Below are 23,199 nucleotides of genomic sequence, written 5' to 3' on the forward strand. Positions count from 1 at the left end.
TCCCCGCCGAGACCGTGCGCGCCGTCGCCGACACCCCCGGCCTGATCGCCGGCGCGAATTTCCGACCGTCGGCGGCGACCCGCCTGCGCCACGCCGCGGCGACGATGCCGCACGCCGACAACGCGCTCGCCGCGGCGATCGCCGACGGCACGCGGCCGCCCGACGACCCGGCGCTGGCGGCGCTGCCCGACGACGCGGCCCGCGCCGCCGTCCTCAACACCGCCTTCGATCTCTTCCGCTACCGCTACCTGACCGACCGCGAGGCGACGCCCGAGGAGCAGCATCGCGCCCGCGCCATCCTGCTGGCGCGCAGCCAGGTGCCGTACGCGGGCAGCGGTCTCGACCCGGTGCCGACGCCGGCGGTGCGGCCCGACGAGGGGCACCGGAGCATGCGCGCCAGCCTCGGCAGCGGGGCGCGCGACGGCAAGTACTACGTCGAGGCCGGCGCCCGGCTCGCCTACCACGATCTGCTCGATCCCGGCGGCGGGTACACGCCCGGCGCCGCGATCAGCGCCGGCGACCTGCTGTTCCGCTACTACACGAAGGACCGCGACCCGCGCGTCGAGCGCTTCACCCTCGTCGACATCACCTCGCTCTCGCCGCTCGACGCCTTCTTCCACCCGATCTCGTGGACCGTCGGCACCGGCCTCGACAACCGCCTGCTGCCCGACGCCCACGACGCGCTGCGGGAACACTACGTCTGGCACACCCACGGCGGGCCTGGCGTGGCGATCGCGCCCTGGCCGCGCGCTCTGCTCTACGGCTTCGCGCAGGCGATCGTCGACTGGAGCCCGTCGCTCGCGGAGGACCACGCGATCGGGCCGCAGGGCGCCATCGGCGTCTACGCCGGGCCGGCGAGCGATCGCTGGCGCGCCCACCTCTACGGCAGCGTCACCGGCTTCGTGCTCGGCGACACCAGCCAGTGGTACCGCGGCGGCCTCGACCTGCGCCTGACCCTGACCCCGCAGATGGCGTTGCGCGGCGGCGTCAGCGGCAACCGCGACTTCGACCAGAGCTGGGTCGAGGGCGGCGTGAGCTGGGACCTCTTCTTCTGAGCGGAACGTTCACCGCCGAGCGGTGCCGCAGTGGGCGCCGGCGACGCCTCGCCTGCTCACGCCACGGGATTGCGCGTCGCCAGGCCCGCGAAGCGGGAGAAGTCGCGATCGGCGGTCCAGAGCTCGCTGATGGCGTGCTGCAGGCAGAGGGCGGCGATGCGCGCATCGTGCACCTTCGGACCAACCACGCGCGCGTCGCGCAGCACCCGCGCCAGCACGTCCCAGTAGCCGTCCGCCTCGTCGAGCAGCACCAGCGTGCCGACCGCACGCCAACTCTCGACGGCGCGCAGCGCGGCGGCGGATCGAACACCCGCGGGTGCGTGGCGATGGCCAGGAACTCGTGCACGCACGGCCACGGAATCGCCCAGGGCCCGCGCGCCACCTCGGCCAGGCAGCGCGCCGTCGCCTCGTGCCAGGGGGAGTCTCGACGATGCGCGTACAGCAAGAGGTTGGTGTCGATCGCGATCACCCGCCGCGCTGCTCGTACGCCAGGGATCTGAGCGTGTTCCAGTCGTCCCACGACAGCCCCGGCTGGAGCCCGCGGCCATCGACCGCGTGGGTCCGCAGCGGCTCGGGGCGACGGGCCTGCGCGTCGCGCTCGAGCGCGGCGCGCAGCGCCTCCTCGATCACCGCCCGCAGGGTCGTCCGGCGCCGCGCCGCGAGCTGCTTGGCGCGGCGCAGGAGCGGATCGGCAAGATCGATGGTGGTCTTCATATGGGAGACCCGTGTCACCGAGCCAGACGGGCGCCAATCGACCAGCGGTCCCGCAGCCGGGGCGGGATCAGGCCGCGGCCGGTCTCGCCCCGACCAGCGCCTGCATGGCCTGGCCGATGCCGTCGACGCTGAGGTGGAACATGGGGAAGATGCGCTGGATGAGGCGGCCGGTGTGCGAGCCGTCCCAGTACGGCTTGTCGTCGGGATTGATCCAGACGCTGCGCTCGAAGTGCTCGGCGATGCGGCGCAGCCAGACGATGCCCTCGGTGGCGGCGCCCTGGCGCGGGTCGATGTTGCCGTAGGCCTCGAGCAGCTCGGCGGGGTGCATCGCGGCGTCGCCGACGATGACGCACTTCCAGCGGCTGTCGAGCCTGCGCAGGATGTCGCCGGTCGGCACCGCGTCGGCGCGCATCATCCGCGCCCTGGTGTAGACGTGGTCGTAGATGCAGTTGTGGAAGTAGTACGGCTGGAATTCGCGCAGGCCGTGGTCCTCGTGCAGCGCGGTGAGCAGGCGGCTCACCGGCTCGAAGTACGGGTCCATCGTGCCGCCGACGTCGAGCAGCAGGAGCAGTCGCACGTTGTTGCGGCGCGGCGCGCGGAAGACCATCTCGATCTCGCCCGCGTTGCGGCAGGTCTCGTCGATCGTCTCGTCGAGGTCGAGCTCGGTCTGCTGGCCCTGGCGGGTGAGCTGGCGCAGGCGGCGCAGCGCCACCTTCACCGAGCGCACGTCGAGCGCGTCGTCGGTGCGGTAGTCCTTGTACCGGCGCTCCTCGGCGACCTTCATCGCCGAGCGGCTCTTGCTCTGGCCGCCGACCCGGATGCCGGTCGGATGCTGGCCACCGTGCCCGAAGGGCGACTTGCCGCCGGTGCCGACCCACTTGTCGCCGCCGTCGTGGCGCTCGGTCTGTTCCTGCAGGCGCTCGAGGAAGCGCCGCATCAGCTCGTCCGACGACAACCGCTCGAGCGCCGCCCAGTCCTCGGGCGACAGCTCCGGGAAGTTCTTCGGATCCTTCAGCCACTCCATCACCTGGGCGGTGACGTCGTCGCCGAAGGCGCCCTCGACGCCCTTGAAGACGCGCGAGAAGACGCGGTCGTAGGCGTCGAAGTAGGTCTCGCTCTTGATCAGGCAGGCGCGCCCGAGGTGGTAGAAGCGCAGCAGGTTGCAGCCGTGCAGCCCCTGCTCGAGAGCGCGCAGGAACCCCTGCCACTCCTGGATGGCGACCGGAACGCCCTCGTCGCGCAGGCCGTAGAAGAGGTCGAGGAACATCAGAATCTTTCACCGCAGAGGCGCAGAGTCGCGGAGGCGGAGCACTGGTCCGCGTGACCTCCGCGCCTCTGCGTCTCGGCGGTGAAATTCTTCATTGATTGTACCGCGGACCGAGGTCGGCCCACTTGTTGGGATAGCGGCCGCTCTTCTGATCGTAGCGATTGAGCGCGTCCACGTCCTGCTCGGTCTTGAGCAGGGCGCCGACGAAGGGGATGTGGCTCTCGATCTGCTCCATGCTGATGCCGGAGCGGAGCAGGGCGCTGATCCAGTCGATCAGCTCCGAGGTCGACGGCTTCTTGCGCAGGTCGCTCTGCTCGCGCAGCCAGTAGAACTTGATCAGCACCTGGTCGAGCAACGTGGCGTCGAGGTGCGGATGGTGCACGTCGATGATGCGCCGCATGAGCGGCGGATCGGGGAAGTCGATGTAGTAGAAGATGCAGCGGCGCAGGAACGCGTCCGGCAGCTCCTTCTCGTTGTTCGAGGTGATGAGCACCACCGGCCGGTGGTTCGCCTGCACCTCCTCGCCGGTCTCGGTGATCGTGAAGCGCATCTCGTCGAGCTCGCGCAGCAGGTCGTTGGGGAACTCGAGATCCGCCTTGTCGATCTCGTCGATCAGCAGCACGTGCCGCTGCGCGGCCTTGAAGACGCGGCCGAGCGGCCCGAGCTTGATGTAGCGATTGATGTCCGCCACGTCGCCGGTGCCGAAGCGGCTTTCGTTCGGTCCCATTTTGCCGGGTGCGGCTAACGGGGCGAAAGTTGGGCGGCTCTCCATACTCGGGCAGTGTCGTAACACTCGGCGATCACCTGAGGCAACGACGGCGCGAGTTGGGACTCCGGCAATCGGACGTCGCCAAGAAGCTGGGGGTACATAGAACAACTCTGAACGCATGGGAGAATGGACATCTGACGCCTCAGCTGCGGTTCTGCCACGCAATCGAGGAGTTTCTGAAGGAAGATGCGTCCCCAGAACGTTCCTCTCGAGCGACCGGAGGAGCGGTCGGTGGCGGCGCGGAGCGTTGGAGCGCGCATCCCTGCTGGAGGGATTGGTGAGCGCCGCGACGCGCTCCCAGTCGCGCCCCGGCCTCTCCGACGTCGCAGACCGCTTAGTGACCGTGCCAGCTGGACGTAAACGGCGCGGGGATCTGCCGACGGCGCGCCCGGGCGATCACTTCGATTGCGCAGAATCTGTCGGATCTCTTCGCATCGGGATCGTACAGCGCGTCTATGCTTCCGGTCGCGACAGGCAGACGCGCCTGAGCGTGCGGCGGCTGATTTTCGACTCCAAGGCGGCGCAGGTGTCCCGGCCTCCGTGGCGATCCCGACTCCTCCCCAACTCGGGCGCGAGTTAGGGCATCCAGGCAACCCAACCATCGATCTGGCCGTCGGGTCCTACCGCAGTACCGGCGACCTTCCTCCCGTCCGCCGAAACGGCGAACGCATTCAACAGCCGCCAGCCATTAAGATCGATCCCTGCTTCTGCGAGTTGTTCCGAAATCGGATGTGGACCGGCGGTGTCCCATATCACGGCAACGTCACCGAGCCCGCCGTCCCCGACATATCCAACCACGGTTGACCCGTCATAACTGACATCCATGGGTCCCCAGTAGACACTGTCTGTGCGACAGTTGTCCGGGTTCGGCGTCGGACTGAATGGAACCTCCGCCAGGAGGGTCATGCCCGTACTCTCCGTCCAGCAGAAAGGCGACGTTGGAACTGCACACGTGTACTCGATTCCACTGGCGACGTTCTGCCGCCGCAACAGCGTTCGACCACAGATTTTTCGGCCGTCGCCGGAAATGGACCAAGCGACGTTTTGTCCGCTCCCTCCAGCTACGTCGCCCAATCCGACCATGCCGGTGGACGCACTCCACCGAAATGCCTGAACTCCATCTCCCGTAGAACTGTGACCGGCCACCGTTCTGCCGTCGTCCGAAACGCTGGTGGCCACGCTCTGAGTGCCACCCGTAAGAATGCCAAGCATTCGCGGCGCACGCGCGTTGGCCCAGATCGCTGCTTCACTGGCGACCGAGCCGACTATAGCTGCCCCATTGGGCGTAACGTCCCAGGCGGACGAAGGCGCGCCGCCAATAGTAGGCAGTGCGACCATCCCACCCACCTGGCGCCACCGAAACGCTCGATCGCCGCTGGTGCCGACGACAACGTGGCCCGTGACCGACAGCGCCGCCGCTCCAGTCGATGCATCACTCACGAGACGTTCGAGAAACACGAACCCACTCCCATGGCGCCAAAGCGATCCGAGGTCAGCGCCCTCGATCCCCCCGACCACGGTCCTGCCATCACGTGAAATGTCGCGAGGGACGAATGTTCCGCGCCCGCTTTGAAGCAGTTCGAAGTGCGCCGGACCGGGAGAGCCGTCGTCGCTGTCACTACCACAACCAGCCCCAACGCTCGTGACGGCAACGGCCAGCGCTAGGAGCCAATTGAGTACGCCCACACGGGCGAACCCTTCACGCAGGTCGTTCATGGCCGACAGCACGTAGTTTGCGGGCTCCGGGGAACCCCCATAGAGCGAGAGCCCCGCACGCTACAGCCCCAAGTGCGAAGGACATCAATTGCAGGTGAGGAGCCGGTGGATCGCGTAGCGACTCTAGTACTCCCTTTGCCAAGTTATCTGCGCCTATCCAGACCAAGAGGACCTGGCCACTGTACGACCGACGCGGCGCCCACCACCAAACTAAGAGCGCAAGACACAAAGACCACAATGCGAAGTACAGCTGAAGAGGGTGCACGGGAATTGCTGCGGGTGCGTCCGGCAGGAGTAACCCGGAACCCAACTGCTTATGCCAGGCAGGGCTGCCCGGAGGGAACGCTACTCCCCACGCAACGGAAGTAACGGTTCCGTGGCAGCAGCCCGCGAAGAAGCAACCAATGCGAACAATAGCCATTGCGAATCCAGCTGCGCCGGCGCAAGCGTCACCAAGATCGAGCAGTGACTTGGTGAGCCGACCCCCCAATCCAGCGAGTAGCGGGACCATAGAAAGTAAGGCGATTACCGCACCCGGATACCGATAACCATTCTGCAGCTCCCATATCACGCCTTGCCACCCTCCGCGTTCCAACAGCGAGTCGGCCTTCGCTCCGGTAAGGCCAACAATTCCCGCAGCGACGAAGAACAACCCAAGAGAAGTCCCCGACGCTTTCGGAAGCCCGAGTCGCTGCCACGCACGTTTCGCGACCAGGCTGCCCACCACGACTGCAATCCCCAGTGATATCGCGTATGTCGGACAGGTTCCGAACAGCAGGGGGTACAATGTCGCGGCTCCTTTACGCCACCCCGATCAACTACTCTTCCCGACCTGCAATGCCCGAATCTGCAGCCTTGCGGATTTCGTTGCCGGTATTCATATCGTAGCTCCATGACCCGGATTCGCCGCTTCCCAGGATGAAGGTACCGCCGTTGCCGTCCCGAGCCATTTTGGCATTGAAGGTCCCGACCTGCACCCCTTTCTCGTTCAGCAATACACCGAACGCATCGTCACCATCGAGCTGTCCTTCAACGGTCAGGTCATCGAACCCAGGAACCCCAGGGACGCTGAGCTTCGCGCGTACGGAGCCGTCATCCCGCTCAATTGCATGGATAAACCATGGACGCCCCGAGCCTTCCTTCCAACGTGCGTCCGCATTGGCCATGCGGCCCTGCCATGAACCGCTACCTGCAAGCCTGTGGACGATCGGACGTTCCGCATGCTCATCATTCCCGTCACGCTGTTGAGCGACTAGCTTCCGCGCTAATGGTGCGACTAACGCGAGCGCGCCGATCATGAGCATTGCCGACATCGCCTTCATATTACGCATCTTCGAATCCCTTCAGAGTCGTGAATCGGACGCACCGTCCCCCGCCTCGTCCGCTCTGGTGCTCAGTGCTTAATGATGTGCCGCTTCTTGAGGGCGCGACGCGCGGCGGTTGAGACCTCGGGATCATTCACCAAGTCTCGCAGCGCTCTTTCTGCCTCGTCCGACGATAGTCGGGCAAGCGCATCAATCAAGACCTCTCGATTGATGCCGTGCTTCGGATCGCGCGCGAGCAAGATGATGTCGTCCGCCACCTCGTCGGTCGCGGCGACCTCGAGCGCGCACGCAAGCCCTCCTTTCCATGTTAGCCCGCTGCGGTCATCATCCCTTTGGAAGAGATCGACTAGCGTTCTCCACCCCTGAATTGCTTCCGGAACCGCAAGGGCGCGCGCTATTCCTTCCCTCACGCGCTCGGGGTAGTTGCGGGTCAAATGATCAAGCAACACGGGGACCGCCCGCGGGTACGGAGCGCTCGAGTTCACCAGATCCCATGCCGACGAGACGTGAACGCCAACCTTCGCCAAATCCTCAACGAGTGGCGCTTCCGCTCGCTGCCACTCCGCTGCATGACGTTGGCGGTCCTCCTCCTGCGCTCGAAGGGATGCCTGCACGGAATCGTAACGGCCCTCCGCCTTGAGCTTCGCGTCCCATTCAGCAAGGGTCATGCCCTTCTTTGATGTTCTCTTGTGCCCCATTAGCGTCTCAGAGGAATTGTATCAATTATATTTACGAGGCCCCTATTTCGCGCCTCCAACAGGTTGCGCGAGAGTATCGTATTAGGGTCCACGTATAAGTCAAAGCGCAGCTTATTTTCCTGGGCGTACTCCGCGTACTGCCTCAGTTGCTTCGTCCACCCTTGCTTCGCCTTGTTCTTTACTTCGCTGAGTACTGTCTTCGTTAAACCGTCCGGGACACCCACTCCCGGGATCCTCACCTTGCGCCCGATGCTGCCTACCGCTGCAACTACTGCCTCCTCGCCTTCTCTGCCCAGCCGCGCTGCGCGTCGTATCGATTGAACGGCCTTGGCGTAGCGGTATTCTGCGCGTAGGCCCTCAGACAGTCCTACCGTCGCTACCGTCAGCACAAGATCGATCTGCAGCGATCGCAAATCTCCAGGGATGAAACTAAGGGGGATCAGATCTACCGCATATCCGGGATAGTCTCCATTCTCGAAGTTCATGGTTGCTCGGTTCTCAAAATAGCCATGAAACTTTCGGAGCGTGGTGTCGATGCTTTGCGCGAAGGTTACCTCTCGGTTTCGACCCGGCTCTCCTATTGGAAACGCCGGGCTAAATGGATAGCTCGGGCCATCAATTACGCCGCAGAACGTGACCGAGCCCAGGGGGCCACACTGATAATTGTCGATGTCAACGAACCCACTTGGGTCTATCCGATTCACCGGATTCCATTGCACGTAGGCGTATGAGTTTCTGCCTTCCACCACAGCGTCAAGACTTACGAAGCGCGCCAACTGAGGATCGTAGAGCCGTCCCGGAAAACGGTACAATTGGGCGCGGCTATCCCATGGTTGCCCGGTATACAACACGTCCGTCTTCTCACTTCCTGAGGTCACCGCTGTACCCGCCGGCGTGTACGCTGCCGGTTTTCCATAGGCACCGTATCGGTAGTATTCGACCGGTGCCCCCTCAGTAACGGGACTCCCATCAGGAGCTTTGCGGGAGGCGGTCAACATGCTTGCGGAATTCAGATGGTCCGGGTGCACGAAGTATGCGGAGTAAGTTGTGGCACCGCCGTCACCGGTACACGAGGCCTCAGCGCGAGACGGATGCATCCCCAACCGATCGAACCCGATGGGCGACGCCACTATGTCAATAGTGACAATTACGCACAAGCTCGCTACCCACCCTCGACGCACTTTGCCGACAAAGGACACGCGCAATGGCCCTGCGCCCCAGCACATCGCAAAGAGGAATGCGGTCCCAATGGCCGCAAGCCCCGCCATGATGCTTCCTGAGAGGACAACACTGACGGGGGACCCGCTGGGCCCTATCGCCAACATGCTTCCTGGCGCGGTGCCACCTGAGTTGGCCGCGAGGGTCAAGCCCGCGGGTGCGTTCGTAATGCTCAGGGCGATTCGCCGGTCCTCGGAATAAAAGTGCCGCGTGAGCGTACCACCCCGGACCTCGAACAACCCGTCGTAGTAGAGCGTTACATCTGTGTCGTTGACGGCTTTGGCTACGATTTGTCCCTCGTGGTCGTACGCGTACTCTACAACGGTGCCATCGGACATGGTAACTCTTTCCACGCGGCCCGCTGCATCGTAGTCGATTTGCGTTTTTCCGAGATCACCGGTCACGGTAGCCGGTCGTGATTTCAGGCCTCCGTTTGCCTGATAGGTAGGTGCGACACCGGGCGGGGTGACGGATGAGATTTGGTGCGGCTTCGTACTACTTGCGGGCATCGACTGGCTTGCCCCGGGAGCGGGGAACCCTAGATTCCCGGCTGTCATATTGTCCAGGTAGTCATACGTGAAGGAGGCGGTTACACCTGAGGTACCCTTTTTCGCGGTACTCAGTCGCCCCTCACCCCAGTATGTGTACGTCCAGTCGTTGTCGCGGGCGCTTTCGGCCGTATAAGTCGTCGTTTGGTCGGTTATCTTGAGCAGGTTCCCCGCGCGGTCATACGGGCCATACTGGAAATCCTGCAGCGCGGGGGCCGTACCATTGGTAACAAGTATCTGATTCAGTCGCAGGTTTGCGGATGTATCGGAATACACCCATTTGTCCTGCACAGATCCGTCGCCGAACTGCTGGCGCAGGATTCTGCCGAATCGATCGTATACCGCGTTTTGTAGGTAAATGTTGCCGACGGTGTAGGCTGAGCGCAGACGCCCTACGGAATTGTAGAACAGGAACAGGTCTTCATCGACGGAGTCTGTGGGATAATTCACCTTCGTTAGGCGATCGTTTACATCATACGTATACGTCCAGGTAAACGAGCGCGCCGTACCGCCTCCGGGCGCCAGACTCTTTCGCAGTCTGACCTCCCGACCCCGCTTGTCGTATTCGAGAACGGTTGTGGTGGCAGCGGTGACAGGCGTTGGACTTAGAATCACGGTTTTCGGGCCGAGAGCCTCCCACAACCTCCCTTTTCCATTCGTCGCTCCATCATATAGATACTGCGCGCGGTTGGGAGTTTGGGCGCACGGGTTCTGAGAGAAGGTGTCCGTCGAGACGGCACTTTCGCCAACCGGCCGGTTCAACTGGTCGAAACAGACCTCTACGTGTTGACTCGTCCGAGGATCGTCTTGGGATATGAGATTCCCAGCATCGTCGTAGACGTAGCGCCAGAGTCCCGAGTCGTTCTCGCTCATCGTGAGTCGACGGCCAAGAGAATCATATGTGTACGTGATCTGGGATTGTCCCGTATTCCCTGCACTGTCTTTCGTTGTGTCACTGGTCAGATGGCCGAGTACGTCGTAGGCCTTCGTGACTTTTCGAATCAGAGTCGAGGCGCCGCGATAGACACTACTCTCCACAACGCGGCCGAAGGGATCGTACAATTGAATGGTCTTCTTCCCGGGACAGCTGGCATTCGGCGCGAGTGGATCAGCTGCGCAAGCGACATAATTGCCGTCATGCGTCTCCACACCTCCCCCGGTGTCGTAGAGGGTCTCGGCCGAATTGCCGTCGGGTGTGATAGTCGTTCTCACCCTATCCGCGCTGTCATAGCTGAATTGAACGGCAGCCTGCGTATCCGCCACAGAATCGAATGCCGTGAGGGCAGTCATGCTCATGAATGGGACAGCTTGGCGCCGAATCCGCCCCGCAGCATCGAAGAGGACCGCTCCCGTCGTGGTCACCTCCGCGGTCCCATCCACCTCGTTTTCCAATTTCGTCTCTAGGTGCCGGCCGAGTCCATCGAAGAATTCTACTTCGGTGCTGTAGCCGGTTGCGTTGCCAGGCTCGCGCTGCTGAGTTTTCACATATCCGGGGGTTGCCCCAGCGCCGGAGACGTAGGTGAGCTTGGTCGATTCGCGCTGCGGCCCATCCGGGACGGCGCCATCGACAGGGTCGAGGGGCTCCGTTACCGACTTGAGCCGCCCGAATCCGTCGTATGCATAGGTGGTAGTGCCCCCGTTGGGGTCCGTTATCGAGAGTTCGCCGCCATGGACGATATCGTAGGTTCGAGACGTAACGTGATCGAAAGCGTTCGTGACGGTGCACGGGTACAGTCCGCTATTGCACGTGTACCGAACCTTAGTGCTAACGCTTTGACCATTGCCCCAGCCCGTCTGGATCAGAGTGGGCAGTCCGGTAGTCGCCGCCGCGTCCAGACCGGTCTCGTATGCGAGGTGCATCGAGGTCACTGTACGGGCGCCGCCACCTCTCTGAGCGTCGTTGTCCAGCCAGTCCAGAACATCTGTGACGTTTCCGCTAGGGTCATAGACATACTCGCGCCTCGCACGTTGAACCAAGCTGCCGCTCACCGATTCCTTCACGGTAACCGTCAGCGGCCGGTCGAGAATCGCCTTCGCTATGTCGGTAGTGTACGTCACGACTGTCGTCGAGAGAGTGCTAGTATCGACCGTTCCTCTCGACACCGAGCCGGTGACAGTTACCGACGTTACGTTGTTGTACTGATCGTAGGCGTCGAACGTTCGGACTTGACGCGAGTACGCCGACGGCGTCGAGCCGTACACCGTCCGAGTACTCGTTTGGGGGCGAATCCGCTGCCGAACGCCGCCCGTTGTAGCTACCGTAACGCTCGTCCACTTTGTGGAATTGTCGAGCAGCAGTTTGGACGTCGAGTCGCGAGTCTCCTGGGAAAGGAGCTTGAACGGGGCTAGCGATAAAGGGCCGGTTTCATTCGGGAGAAGAGGCTGGTCAAACGACCGGGCAGTCTTCCGCCCATCGCCAACGCGGGTTTCTGTTGACGCGCGGAAGCCACGGAACTCCCGCGTTGCAGCTTCGAAGAAGGGACCCGTGAAAGTATAGTTCGTCGTAAGAACGTGGCCGTTACCTGTTAGTCCAGAGCGCGCCGTTAGAGCGTTTACCGTCCATACCGGGAATGGAAGAGCGGCACCGGACTCGGCGGCAGCTACATAAGTAGCTTCCCAAGAGCTGCCAACACCCGTGTCGATTCGCTTGAGCAGGTTTGCACGCGGCGGTTTACCGGGCTGCACCTGAAAGAAGACCGATGTCGTCCCGACGACCGTTACGCGGTCTATGATTCCGTCACCATCTAGGTCGAGGAGCGTTGACCTGACCTTGCCATCGTAAGCTCCCGTTGGGGGCGCCTTATCGATTAGCGCCCGATTGCTCCCGATATTCGACCATGTCGGCCGCGAGCTAGAGTTGCCGGTAAAATGATCTCCTGTGTTGATTCCCACCTCCCAATCCTGATTGTTGTCTATGAAGTTAACGTAATCGGGAAGCGAATCCCCATTGACGTCCTCAAGTAGGCTCACAGTCCCGCTGTTGGTGAAGCGCGTATAGTCGAGGTATGGAATGTCAGAACGGCGTTCCGTGCCTTGCCACCCCGCGGGGTCCACGTCGGTAAAACCCGCGCCGGTGTTGTATGCTACCTGCCACGGAAGGAGCGATTGCGAGTTCGTATAGGACCACGTCCGCCCTGAGGCACAGTTTGGAAATCCACAACACTGGGTCGTGCACGGTATACAGAATTGAGTGGGCTCACCGCTCGAGACCAAATCGGGCAGCCCATCGCCGTTGATGTCTACAATGGTCTTCAGCAGATGGTACCCATAGATCTGGCTTAAGAAGCAGTTGTCGTTGAAATCGGCTCCGCCCTGGTTGCTCTGGCCGTCGCCGACGGAAGCAGCGAGCGGGCCCCAGCGCAGCGTGTCCCAAATGTCGTTAGGACCGCTAGCCATCTTGTTCAACGGATCGTCGAACCACTCGGAGGGGATGTTTGGAACATACCAGGATGTGGCGGCGGCGAAGCCCAGCCCGACAAGTGTCCCACCCGACCCCGTGGTCCCCAGATTCCTGCGGAAGTCGCAATAGGGTTGCGCTGCGGTCCAGGCGCCGCAGTGGATTAGGTCAGGAAGGCCATCGCCATTCAGGTCAATAAGCTGTGCCTGCTGACTGGCTGCAGCCGTCCTTTGAATCGGGTTGGGGAATTTTCCCAAGAGAGCAGTCGGGACTCCCGGCCAGGACAGTGCGGTTGGTGAGATCTGGCCCGCGATGTTGGGGTACACAGACCAGGAACATGTCTGGTTTGTGGCGCTCGTCGTGCACGCCGTCGTTCCGGAACCCTGGGTTACAAGGTCTGGTAACCCATCGCCAGTGATGTCCAGGAAACGTTCGAATCCTGTCGAGCTCCCGTCATAGGAAAGTCTATGGGTGAGACTCGTCCACACTGCACCATTATTCTGACGCTGAAAAGTATATCCGCCTTTGTTGAGATAGAGGACGAGACCGGCCGCCTCATTTCCGCTGTAGCCGTCAAGGAAATCTGGCAGATGGTCGCCGTTTACGTCGAGAAACCCGGACTTTATCCTCGATGGGTTGGCTTCGAACTGCTGTAGGACAGATCGAGCTTTGACGGTGGGCATAAAATCAAACACTGCATTTGCCGCTCCGTTCAGGCCATTCGGCTTTGTTTCGTAGGTAAACGTCGTGTCCGGAGGAGATGTTTCTCCAGGTACATCGAGTCCGACGGAATACAGTTGCGAGACGCCCGTGTCCGGGTCTTGTTGATACGCGAGGCGGTATTTGCGGTTCGGATTGGTACTCGAGAAGGATCCGGTATCCGCCCACACCTTGATGCTGTCCGCTCGCATAGTAGCGCGCGCCGCGAAGCCGCCTTTGTAGCTCGCGGGGGCGTCCTGACGGCCGCTCTGGTACGTCACCTTTACATGGAATATGTCGGAATACCCCGCGGCTCTGTTTCCGCCGTAGTCGATTTGATCCAGATAGGCGAACGGATTGGCGCCGGACACCAGATCTGGCGACGTGTACTGGACGACGATCCGATTGGCGTTTGGGTCGTCTATTCGGGTGAGGAACCAACCGAATGTGCCGCCATTCGAGTTGACGTTCCAGCCAGTGCGCGCCCCCGTCGCGCCAAAGGTATACTGGATGCCGCTCTTGTCTTTGACCCGCCATTGATTCGCGGCTCGGTCAAACTGTGCAGAGACCCAGATCTCCTCGACCTGGGATCCCCAACTGTTGCAAAGGGAAGGTTGCTGCCCGTCCAGGCAACGGTCGAGCAATATCGTTCCGCGCGGGAAGGTGAGAACGAAGCCATAGGCATCATCGTATGACGTCCCGCTGATGGGGACGCCCTTTCGCGTGTCGCGCTGAACCGCACCGAGCGAAAGGTCCCAACCTACGCCAAAGGGCCCGTTGGTCGCGCTGCTGGAATAGCGGAGGATGACCTCCGGTGTGGCATTCTTCCGGCCCGGGGGTACGATGATTGGAACGCTCGTCGTAGAACTTCCAAAGAGCGGATCGACCGTTAATGGCGTCGAGAGGCCAAATCCAGGATTGGCCGTTCCGCCGGCCGCATCCGGAAGCTGCCGATTTGCTGTTCCCAAGGCGAAGCCGTGCTCCGTGGAATTATCGGCGTCGACATCAAGCGCCTGGCCGATCGCTCGGTCTGGATGAAAGAATGATATCGTTGCGAGGAGAAGCAACAGCTGTGCAGGCCAATACGGTTGGCGATAGTGTAGAGTCACTCGCTCCTCCATCTATGATGCAATACGCGTGGTTCGAAAGCGGCGCGCCACCTCAGGAGGTGCGCAGCCTCGGCGATGCGGGTATCCTCGGGTGTAGAGGATGACGTACTGAACTCGTAGATGCTCGGTCAAGTCACGATTCGTGAGTTTCTTGGGTGCATCGCAGCCATTCGGAACAGTGAAAAGAAATGTTTGCGATTTCTGCAGGCGCGCCAAGGCACGCGCGGATCGGCCTCGACTGTGCGAATGTGTCTTGGCGGGGCGTGGTCGAGCGGGGGCGCCCGATTTATGCAATGGCGGGCGTAGACCCACATTGACACGCCTCTCAGGCCCTACGAGCGGCCTGGGTTTAAGCCGGTAGGGTCTGCCCGGAAGCGAACTACCTGGAAATATAGGTCAGTGTGCCCTGTCCTCGAATGGCGCTGCGGTTCGCCACCGCGCTATGTGGTCGAAAACAACTCGATGCGGAGGCGAGTCGCCATGGGAAGACAGATCTTGAAGCGCGTAGTTTATCGGATGAAGTTCCGCCGCGTCCGATGAGACATCGTACTGCTCCATAGCGCTTTGCCTTATGATGATTTTTACGTCGCGGCTGACCCCCGCCGTTAGGTTGCAGCGGTAGATCGGCCGAGCGTCCGGAATGTGCGGATAGTAGAAGTGCTCCGCGAGAGCCACAGGGCGCTCGTCCCGATATCCGGGGTCCAAGATCGTGTGCGCGACTGACGAATCGAAGGCGGCCGCTTTCATAAGGCTAAACAGGTCACGCGTGCTTACAACATCATCGATCGCCGCCGCCGGCTGTCCAGGATGGTGAACCCACAAGGGAACATGCAAATGGGTGTCGTAGACGGACGCGTCGTGGAGGTAGAGGCCGTGCTCGCCAAACGCCTCACCGTGATCGCTAGTGATGATCAGGAGGGTGTTTTCCAAAAGGCCGGCATCTCTGGCCTGCTTGTAGAATCGCTCGAGCTTTGTATCCATGAGCTCGATCGCCCGATGATATCGGGCCAGAAGCATTGCGCCACCCGCCGGAGGGATCCGAAATCCTTCGCGCAGATATTCGTGTGCGCCAAGTTTCGACATTATCCGTGGTAGCGTCAAATTTTCCCGGACACCATCGATCGAAAGTGAGGGCCGGAGGATCGAGTCGGGGCGCGGCGGATAGGGCGCATGAACGTCATATAGATTGGAGAAGATGAAGAATTTCCGATTAGCCGCGTGCAGTGACGATGCCTGCCGCAATACATACTCCAGCGAGTGCGCGTCGGCCGGAAGCATCGCGCGAGCAAACGTCGTCAGGAACCGACGGCTCTGCTGGTGTTTTGGATGGAAAAAGCCGGTCTCGCGCACGTGGCGGCGAAAGCGCGGCTTCGCGAGCGCGAGGAACAGTGCAAAAGGATTCAATCGGCCCGTATCAGACAAGATCTGCGTGTTCCGCCGGAAACCGCGTGTGATCCCTGGAATCGTACCATCGAATATAAAGTTTCGGGTGACGATCTCAGTATGCCATCCGGCTGCCGACAGGATCTCAGCGATCGTGGGAGCGGGCGACCGATACGCCATCGTCTGGAAATGCGCGCCGTGCTCAGAAGGCAGCAACCCGGTGAAAATGCTGGTATGTGTTGGCAACGTCCAACATTCGGTCGCATAGGCGCGTCTGAAGTGAACGGTCTGAGTCCCGAGCCAATCCAGAAATGGTGTTTTAGGCCGCTCTTGCGCCTCCGGAGCGAGAGATTGAGCACGCAAAGAGTCAACGACAAGGAGCAAGATGTTCATTCGTTTCGACGCGGCGATGGTGAGACGGATCGAGGCGACACGGCTCCTCCATTGTATGCCCAACCACCGCGCAGCGCCTCGCGCTATCTTGATCGATCGGACACGATGTCGATACGAACCCCTTGCCGTGGTTGTCGAGAGGAAGCGCGTTGCAGCGCGGCGCCTGGATCGCGGACCACGGCGTCCTCTGCCAAAACCATAGCCTTTGCCCGCCAAGGCCGAATGCGTCTTCGCCTCGCTAGGCTCTTAATAGGCGCCTCAGCGACTCGATCCGGCGGTTCTCCTTGCGTAGCCGCTCGAGTTCCCGCTGCTGCTCACCGAATACCGCTTCGATCCGCTTGAGCGCATCCCCCAACGCCGCGAGCGCCGCATTAGCGGAACCGCCCGATCGACGCGGCCCCCGCCTCTGCAGCACGGCGCCGCGCGTCCTCGCAATGCGATAGTAGTTCGCCGCCACCGTTCCCGGCTGGCCGCTTATTCGCTTGGCGATCTCCTCGAACGCGGCGAGGCGCTTCATCGCACCGCCGGCTGTGAGGCGCTCGACCTCGGCGAAGATCTGCTCGCCTTTCTGACCCCGCTTCACCGTCTTGTTGCCATTGCGCGCTCCCATGAGGTCCCCCTTTGGATTGGGGGCGTTTATCACGCTCTGCAGGCGAGATCGAGGCCGTCATCTCTTCGAGATCGGAGCCGTCATCTCTTAATGGAGTCGGTGACCAGCGCCGAATTGTGCACCGCAACGCCGAACCGGAAAAGCGTTCACGTACCCGGAGTGGGCACCGCATGTAAGGCGGGAACCAGGGCCGATGGCGGTCTGAATACGGCAGTGACTCCGCTCACGGAAGGGTGCCCGGCTTCCGAGACCATCCCCGTGCACGGCGAGACCGGATCCTTCTGGGATAATTGCAGAGACTGAACACTCCGCTCAAGCAGGCTCGGAGCCGATGCACGCATCTGAGTTCGTTGAGGGATTGTCGTCGCAATCATCCGCCTCAAAGGTTCTTGAACCGACCCGTAACCTAAGGAAGGCGACCCGTGCCCAGAACTAAGGCATGACGACAGCAATTGGCGTAGAGCATCCTCGCGAGGTAAGCGCGTCAGACCCGACACTGGCCGCTATTTAAGCCTCCGGCTCGCCATCGATAACCACATGAGCGCGCGGAATTGGTCGCCCGTTACGGGTCGGAAACTGGGAGCGCAAGAAACCCTTCACATTCTCTATCAACGCGATTGTGCGCCGGCGGCTGCCGACGTAGTCAATCATCTCCTCCTCCGTGGGCAGCAGGGTACAAGGATTTAGGCAGCCAACGCTCGAAAGGAAGCCGCGCCCGGGGTGGATCAAGATTTCTGTCCGCTCGCCGGTCGATCTGAGTTCGATCCCCGGCTTTGGCACTGAGCTTGTACTGTTGTTTGTTACGAAGCCGATTGTGACATATTTTGTCCCGGCTTGCGTGGATATCGGGTAGACTCCCTGTTCCACTCGTCGGCCATTCTGTGGGGGCCTGTTTGCACCGGGGCCTCTGCTCTCGGCAACAGTGCCGTGAAGGTCGACGCCTGATTGCTCTACGCCGTCGTGAAACACCTTGTACGTCGCGACCGTTCGACGCTTGCCGTCGCTTCGGCGCGATTGCTCCACCATGCGTACAATATGAAGCTCCCATCCCGAACCGCTGATCGGCATAGCTATCCAACCGTGCACTGTGCGGCGCTAGCACATTGTCCAGTGTGGACCTAATTACGGTCGGGGTTTCAACAGGTCCGTAAGGATATTATCTATCATGGCCTTGCGCTTCTTCTTTAGTTCCTCAAGCTCCGGCCCTTCGGGGGTCTGCTTGATCTTCTCCTCTAGCCGATCCGCCTCGCTCCTAAATTTGAAATCGTTGTACAGTTTCGTTGCGTCAACGATCGTGTTTAGCAGCAGTTCGGACCCTTCCTTTTGCGTCAGGAAGCGCGACAGGAGCGCCGCGCTGGCAGCGGTTGGCGTAAACTTTTCGAACGCGTCGTTCTTAGTGCCGTCCAGCAGGAAGACAATATACGGCTCATCGCCCTCATACACCGAGTGCGTGTCTTTGTGGATCAAGCCTTTCCCGAGCTCGAATTCGAAGGCAGTGTGGTCAAAGGTTGGTGAGGTCAGGACCTTGAACCCTGCTGTTGGTAGAGGCGAACCGGGAATCTCGAACTCAAGACGTTCCGTAACCGAGAAATCTGGCTTGGCATCGACCAGCGCGTCTGCAAGCGGTGCCAACAGCTTGATCGCGGCCCCGACCGCTATAAGCACCCCACTATAAGGGCCGAAAACCGGAATGCTGCCTGCAGACGAGATTGCACTTCCGATCTTGTCCACGAGTTCTTGCGGAAAATCGTCGAATGCAACATCGAAGGTGACAGTTGTTGACTGCATGGTTAATGCGGGCGAATAATATACTAGCAGCGCGCCATCTTCCGTTGCGTCAGGGCCCACAATGTTCGTGTGTTGGCCAACACGTTGCTTTAGCAGGTTGACCGCCCGCGGTGCGGAATTGAACGTTGTGATTACATCACGGACTGCCGACGTGAGGAGTAAGTCTTTACGTTTGCTGAAGATAGTGCCGTGAGGCAATCGTCCGGTATAGACGTGGCGGAGAAGGACTGTTGCGGGACTGCCGATTGCAACGGGTTTGATCGGTGTGTTGTCCTCGGCGCGGAGATCGAGGACGTCTGTGACCGCGACCGCTCCGCTACTGAAGTCGAACCTCCCTGCGTTTTCCTTCGCGTGAAGTGCGCGCGCAAATGTCTGAAAGGGCTTCTGCTTTTGGCGAATCACCGCGTCGAGCTCGTCTTGGGCGACGAGTGTTCTGCCGTACACGTGCAGCAGCGGCATGTGGCTCTCCTCCTTCTAAAATGGCTGTGTTGCGATCGACTCGTCGTTTGTAGGGATGCGTGTGCCATGCCTGTACACCAGTGGGCGGCCTCCAAGAAGTTAGGGAATCCCCGTACTCCGAAGCGCATAGGCGGCAAGAGTGCCCTGCGCGCATGGATGTGTGCGGCGGTGGCAAAGCGCCGGTACGTTGCGCCTCCGTGACAAAAGGCAGAGGGTCATAAGGGTATTTCCCTAGTTGTAATCCGCACTGCGGCTCCATTAATCCCGGGAATTGTCGCACCACCCTTAGGCTGGAGTTCTCGAGGCCGCGACGACGGAGGATGGGCATGCCCAAAGGCGGCGTAGAAACCACGATTGGCCACTGGGCCCAGCCTCTGGGCGAAGTGAATATCTCCCCGCAGGAGTTCTATGCGGCGGTCGAAGCAGAGGTCACGCGGCGTGAGATTCCGGGGTGCCACCTCTCGCGGGTCGACTGGTCGGAAGCCGGCCTCGCCTCGTACAAGCGAGAGTACTGCCGCGTCGAGTGGCGTGAGTACGTGGTCGACATCTGCGGGGCGCCGTTCGGCCGCTCGTTCTTCGCGTCGTCCTGGATCTGCGTTCCGCCCCCGCGCCTCGTGAATGCGATCGGCTACGCCGTCGGCTGCCTTGCCGTGCTAGCGTTCGTAGTCACCACGCAGCGCAGCGTGCTCGGATCGCTCCTTGCCGGGCTCCTCGGGCTTCTCTTCTGTGGCATTGTCACCTTCGGGATCGTCCGGCCGCTGTTTTTCCCGCCACGGCTCACCTACTACCGCGTCGACACCGGGCAGATGTTTTACTCCGCGATCCACCAGGCGGTGCTCCAAGTTATCGAGAACCTCCGGAGCACGCACGGAGTACGAGTGCTCACGGAGGCGGAGCGACGGCCCGTAATGCGCGACTACGGCGCCGCCGCCTATGTCGGACCCGGACCAGCTGCCGCCTGAGCGCCTCACTGCGACCGAGCTCCTGACGCTCCAGTTCTACGGCTGGGAGCGCCGCGGGCGCGGCTGGGATCTGTACGACAGCCCGGTCTCCATAGAGCCGCCGTTCACGCCCTTCTTCCGTCGACTCGCAAACGCTGGGAGCACCCGTCCGCCCGACGACGGGCGCAAGGCAACCTGGCTGACCACGATTGCGGAGAGGCTGAGGGAGTACTGGAACGCGCCCGCGGCACCTGTAACGCCCGTCGCGAGCGACGAGGAGCCGGCGGGTGTCGAATACGACCTCGACCTCGACACGCGATGGACAGAGTTGGCGGTCGTCCTACCCGCCGGTTGCGACGTGAATCGCGAAGCGGCTGAACAGCTCGTGGTCTCGCTCAGCACCTGCCCGTCGCCTATCAGTTTCGAGATGATCGGCACGCCTGAGGCGATCGTCGTCCAGCTCGCCTGTCACCAGGCCGAAGCGGATGTGGTGATGCAGCAGGTCGGCGCCTATTTTCCCGATGCCATCGTTGAGGAGCGCTGTGGTTTTCTCGATCGCGCCTGGCGCCGTGCCGCCTGGTACGAAGAGCTGCTCGTCGACTTCGGGCTCTCCGATGAGTTCATGCGGCCGGTGAAGACGTTCCGCAACTTCTCGGTCGACCCGTTGATCTCGCTTGCCGGCGCACTGGGCGATACCCGAAGCGGCGAAGCTGCCGTGCTTCAGGTGCTCTTCCGGTCGTGTCAGCATCCCTGGAGTCCGAGTATTCTCCGCTCCGTGGCGGACGGGGAGGGCGGTTCGTTCTTCCTCGATGCGCCAGAGATGCTCCCGCTCGCCAAGCAGAAGATCTCCCGACCGCTTACCGCGGTTTTGATCCGTGCTGGGGCGAAGAGCGGCGTCCGTGGTCGCGCCGAGAAGTTGATGCGCGGCCTCGCGCGCGCGCTTGGGCAGTTCGCCGATCCCACCTCGAACGGGCTTATCCCACTTACAAACGACAACTATGCCCATGAGGCGCACGAGCGAGACCTCCTGCACCGCCACTCACACCGGAGCGGCATGATCCTGAACACGGAGGAGCTGGTTGGTCTCGTGCACCCGCCCTCTGCATCGATCCGCCTCGCGAAGCTCGATCGCGAGCGGCGGAAGACCAAGGCGGCGCCGGCGACGGTCGTTGGTCACGAGCTCCTCCTGGGCGAGAACCGGCATGCCGGCAAGGCCATGCCGGTCACTCTGAGTGCCGAGCAGCGCAGCCGGCACATATACCTGATCGGCGCCTCGGGCACGGGCAAGTCGACTCTGCTCTTGAATCTCATCGCGCAGGATCTTCGGAGCGGCCAGGGTATTGGCGTGCTTGATCCGCACGGCGACCTGATCGATGCCGTCCTCGGGCTCGTGCCTGCGGAGCGCTACGACGACGTGGTCCTTCTCGATCCGTCGGATGATCAGTTCCCGGTCGGGTTCAACATCCTCTCGGCGCACTCCGAGCTTGAGCGCACGCTCCTCGCCTCTGATCTGGCAGCGATCTTCCGGCGCTTCTCGACCTCCTTCGGCGATCAGATGCAGGCGGTGCTCTCGAACGCCATCCTCGCCATCCTCGACAACGACCGCGGCGGCACGCTCCTCGACCTGCGCCGCTTCCTCGTAGAGAAGCCATTCCGCGACGAGTACCTCCGGAGCGTCACGGATCCGGAGATCCAGTACTACTTCCAGCGCGAGTTCTCGCTCCTCAAGGGCTCACCTCAGGCGCCGATCCTCACGCGCCTCAATACCTTCCTGCGCCCGAAGCCGATCCGCTACATGGTAGCGCAACGCGAAGGACTGGACTTCTCGACGATCATGAACGGCGGGAAGATCTTCCTCGCCAAGCTCTCCCACGGACTGATCGGCGAGGAGAACTCGCATCTGCTCGGCGCGCTACTCGTCACCAAATTCCACCAGCTCGCGATGGGGCGGCAGGAGATGGCAGCAGCCGGCCGGCGACCGTTCACGCTCTACATCGACGAGTTCCACAATTTCGTGACGCCGAGTGTTGCCTCGATCCTTTCCGCCGCACGGAAGTACCGGCTGGGGCTGGTTCTCGCCCATCAGGAGATGCGGCAGCTCTGGGACCAGGATGCAGCAGTCGGCAGCGCCGTCCTCACGAACCCCTGCACCCGGATCTGCTTCCGCGTCGGCGATTGGGACGCGAAGAAGCTCGCCGAGGGGTTTTCGTCGTTTACCGCGACTGATCTCCAGAGTCTCGGCGTCGGCGAAGCGATCTGCCGCGTCGAGCGGGCCGAGCATGACTTCACACTCACGACCCCTCCGCCGCCAACGGTGGAGCCGTCGGTTGCGGAGGCTCATCGCGAGGAGATCCTCCGCCGGTCGAGAGCGCGATACGCCAGACCCCGCGCCGAAGTCGAGGCGCTCTTGGATGCTGCACGGACCGAAGCACAGGCAGCAAATGTGCCGAACCGACCACCGCGACCCGCCCCGATGGAACCGCCGCGGTCCGTGCCGTCGCAATCCGCGCCTGCTCCGACACTGACGCCGGTAGATACTCCGGTGCGTCCAAGTGCCGAGAAGAAGGCGCCGCCTTCTGCTGCCAGTTCCACGCCGCTGCTCGGTCGCGGAGGGCGCCAGCACAAGTATCTCCAGCATCTCGTGAAGCGACTCGCTGAGGACCGCGGCTACCGGGCGGTGATCGAGCAGCCGATCCTTGCCGGCGCTGGCAGCGTCGACGTGTCTCTGGAGAAGGGCGAGCGACGGATCGCCTGCGAGATCTCGGTCACGACCGAGACCGATCACGAGATCGACAACATCCAGAAGTGCCTGGCCGGCGGGTATGAAACGGTCGTGGCGCTCTCGTCGGATGCGAAGGTCGTTCGCCGACTCAAGGAACGCGCGGCACCCGTCCTCGGGCCGGAAACCTTCTCTCGTGTCCGCTTCCTGCAGCCGGAGGATCTGGTGCTCTTCCTCGACGAGCTCGCCGCCGGCGAGGCGAGCGGCGAAACGACGGTCCGTGGCTACCGAGTGAAACGGCGGTACCAGCCAGTCAGTCCGGAGCAAGCCGAGCTGAGGAAGCAGGCGATTGCGAAGGTGCTCGGGCGAACGCGCAGATAGGCTTGGGCTC

Annotated in this window: 15 protein-coding genes and 1 pseudogene; 4 read left to right on the top strand and 12 right to left on the bottom strand. The window is 62.0% G+C overall.

The genetic code is table 11. The features are described from left to right. The first annotated feature begins 14 nt into the window (after nucleotides 1–14). Nucleotides 15–1,055 (top strand): hypothetical protein, encoded by a 1,041-nt coding sequence (locus KF840_07085; GenBank protein MBX3024657.1) that lies wholly within the window; start codon nucleotides 15–17, stop codon nucleotides 1,053–1,055. A gap of 56 nt (nucleotides 1,056–1,111) precedes the next feature. Here KF840_07085 and KF840_07090 read toward each other — a convergent pair. The 4 genes and pseudogenes from KF840_07090 to KF840_07105 form a co-directional block, all read right to left on the bottom strand. Then, nucleotides 1,112–1,524, bottom strand: a pseudogene (locus KF840_07090) (PIN domain-containing protein). Continuing rightward, the gene (locus tag KF840_07095; GenBank protein ID MBX3024658.1) at nucleotides 1,521–1,769 is read right to left on the bottom strand and encodes a DUF2191 domain-containing protein; all 249 of its coding nucleotides are present in this window, start codon (nucleotides 1,767–1,769) and stop codon (nucleotides 1,521–1,523) included. The pseudogene KF840_07090 and the gene KF840_07095 overlap by 4 nt, the downstream one beginning before the upstream one ends. A gap of 67 nt (nucleotides 1,770–1,836) precedes the next feature. Next, on the bottom strand, nucleotides 1,837–3,036 hold the full coding sequence (locus KF840_07100) for a VWA domain-containing protein (protein ID MBX3024659.1): 1,200 nt from the start codon (nucleotides 3,034–3,036) through the stop codon (nucleotides 1,837–1,839). Between the two features lie 91 nt (nucleotides 3,037–3,127). Beyond that, on the bottom strand, nucleotides 3,128–3,763 hold the full coding sequence (locus KF840_07105; protein MBX3024660.1) for a MoxR family ATPase: 636 nt from the start codon (nucleotides 3,761–3,763) through the stop codon (nucleotides 3,128–3,130). 8 nt (nucleotides 3,764–3,771) lie between these two features. On the opposite strand from KF840_07105, the gene KF840_07110 reads away from it, so the two are divergent. Continuing rightward, complete coding sequence (locus tag KF840_07110) at nucleotides 3,772–4,086, top strand: helix-turn-helix transcriptional regulator (GenBank protein MBX3024661.1); 315 nt, start codon at nucleotides 3,772–3,774, stop codon at nucleotides 4,084–4,086. 295 nt (nucleotides 4,087–4,381) lie between these two features. Here KF840_07110 and KF840_07115 read toward each other — a convergent pair whose 3' ends face one another. From KF840_07115 to KF840_07150, 8 genes are all read right to left on the bottom strand, one after another. Then, nucleotides 4,382–5,263 carry a PEP-CTERM sorting domain-containing protein gene (locus KF840_07115; protein ID MBX3024662.1) on the bottom strand — a complete coding sequence of 294 codons (882 nt, stop codon included), beginning with the start codon at nucleotides 5,261–5,263 and terminating at the stop codon, nucleotides 4,382–4,384. A gap of 241 nt (nucleotides 5,264–5,504) precedes the next feature. After that, nucleotides 5,505–6,308, bottom strand: coding sequence for a prolipoprotein diacylglyceryl transferase (locus KF840_07120; GenBank protein MBX3024663.1), 804 nt, complete (start codon nucleotides 6,306–6,308; stop codon nucleotides 5,505–5,507). A gap of 31 nt (nucleotides 6,309–6,339) precedes the next feature. After that, a complete protein-coding gene (locus tag KF840_07125; protein MBX3024664.1) occupies nucleotides 6,340–6,852 on the bottom strand; it encodes a hypothetical protein in 513 nt (170 codons plus the stop codon). 62 nt (nucleotides 6,853–6,914) lie between these two features. Beyond that, nucleotides 6,915–7,514 carry a hypothetical protein gene (locus tag KF840_07130; protein ID MBX3024665.1) on the bottom strand — a complete coding sequence of 200 codons (600 nt, stop codon included), beginning with the start codon at nucleotides 7,512–7,514 and terminating at the stop codon, nucleotides 6,915–6,917. 29 nt (nucleotides 7,515–7,543) lie between these two features. Then, nucleotides 7,544–14,527 carry a hypothetical protein gene (locus KF840_07135; protein MBX3024666.1) on the bottom strand — a complete coding sequence of 2,328 codons (6,984 nt, stop codon included), beginning with the start codon at nucleotides 14,525–14,527 and terminating at the stop codon, nucleotides 7,544–7,546. A 384-nt stretch (nucleotides 14,528–14,911) separates the two neighbouring features. Next, entirely contained in the window at nucleotides 14,912–16,291 is a 1,380-nt protein-coding gene (locus KF840_07140) for a sulfatase-like hydrolase/transferase (protein MBX3024667.1), read from the bottom strand. A gap of 238 nt (nucleotides 16,292–16,529) precedes the next feature. Next, nucleotides 16,530–16,901: a hypothetical protein gene (locus tag KF840_07145; protein MBX3024668.1), complete on the bottom strand. Its 372-nt coding sequence runs from the start codon at nucleotides 16,899–16,901 to the stop codon at nucleotides 16,530–16,532. Nucleotides 16,902–18,023: 1,122 nt separating this feature from the next. Then, nucleotides 18,024–19,148 carry a hypothetical protein gene (locus KF840_07150; protein MBX3024669.1) on the bottom strand — a complete coding sequence of 375 codons (1,125 nt, stop codon included), beginning with the start codon at nucleotides 19,146–19,148 and terminating at the stop codon, nucleotides 18,024–18,026. Between the two features lie 326 nt (nucleotides 19,149–19,474). Here KF840_07150 and KF840_07155 point away from each other — a divergent pair, with 326 nt between their 5' ends. Together KF840_07155 and KF840_07160 are read left to right on the top strand one after the other, a co-directional pair. Beyond that, a complete protein-coding gene (locus tag KF840_07155) occupies nucleotides 19,475–20,110 on the top strand; it encodes a hypothetical protein (GenBank protein MBX3024670.1) in 636 nt (211 codons plus the stop codon). Beyond that, complete coding sequence (locus KF840_07160; protein ID MBX3024671.1) at nucleotides 20,082–23,189, top strand: type IV secretion system DNA-binding domain-containing protein; 3,108 nt, start codon at nucleotides 20,082–20,084, stop codon at nucleotides 23,187–23,189. The genes KF840_07155 and KF840_07160 overlap by 29 nt, the downstream gene beginning before the upstream one ends. Nucleotides 23,190–23,199: the final 10 nt, after the last annotated feature.

The organism is bacterium, from assembly GCA_019637795.1.
Taxonomy (GTDB): Bacteria; Desulfobacterota; Binatia; order HRBIN30; family CADEER01; genus JAHBUY01.

Excerpts from the sequence above, each read along its gene's own strand:
- KF840_07155 (MBX3024670.1), top strand. The coding sequence starts at position 19,475 with ATGCCCAAAGGCGGCGTAGAAACCACGATTGGCCACTGGGCCCAGCCT.
- KF840_07145 (MBX3024668.1), bottom strand. The coding sequence starts at position 16,901 with ATGGGAGCGCGCAATGGCAACAAGACGGTGAAGCGGGGTCAGAAAGGC.
- KF840_07130 (MBX3024665.1), bottom strand. The coding sequence starts at position 7,514 with ATGACCCTTGCTGAATGGGACGCGAAGCTCAAGGCGGAGGGCCGTTAC.
- KF840_07150 (MBX3024669.1), bottom strand. The coding sequence starts at position 19,148 with ATGCCGCTGCTGCACGTGTACGGCAGAACACTCGTCGCCCAAGACGAG.
- KF840_07095 (MBX3024658.1), bottom strand. The coding sequence starts at position 1,769 with ATGAAGACCACCATCGATCTTGCCGATCCGCTCCTGCGCCGCGCCAAG.
- KF840_07135 (MBX3024666.1), bottom strand. The coding sequence starts at position 14,527 with ATGGAGGAGCGAGTGACTCTACACTATCGCCAACCGTATTGGCCTGCA.
- KF840_07105 (MBX3024660.1), bottom strand. The coding sequence starts at position 3,763 with ATGGGACCGAACGAAAGCCGCTTCGGCACCGGCGACGTGGCGGACATC.
- KF840_07100 (MBX3024659.1), bottom strand. The coding sequence starts at position 3,036 with ATGTTCCTCGACCTCTTCTACGGCCTGCGCGACGAGGGCGTTCCGGTC.
- KF840_07160 (MBX3024671.1), top strand. The coding sequence starts at position 20,082 with ATGTCGGACCCGGACCAGCTGCCGCCTGAGCGCCTCACTGCGACCGAG.
- KF840_07125 (MBX3024664.1), bottom strand. The coding sequence starts at position 6,852 with ATGCGTAATATGAAGGCGATGTCGGCAATGCTCATGATCGGCGCGCTC.
- KF840_07140 (MBX3024667.1), bottom strand. The coding sequence starts at position 16,291 with ATGAACATCTTGCTCCTTGTCGTTGACTCTTTGCGTGCTCAATCTCTC.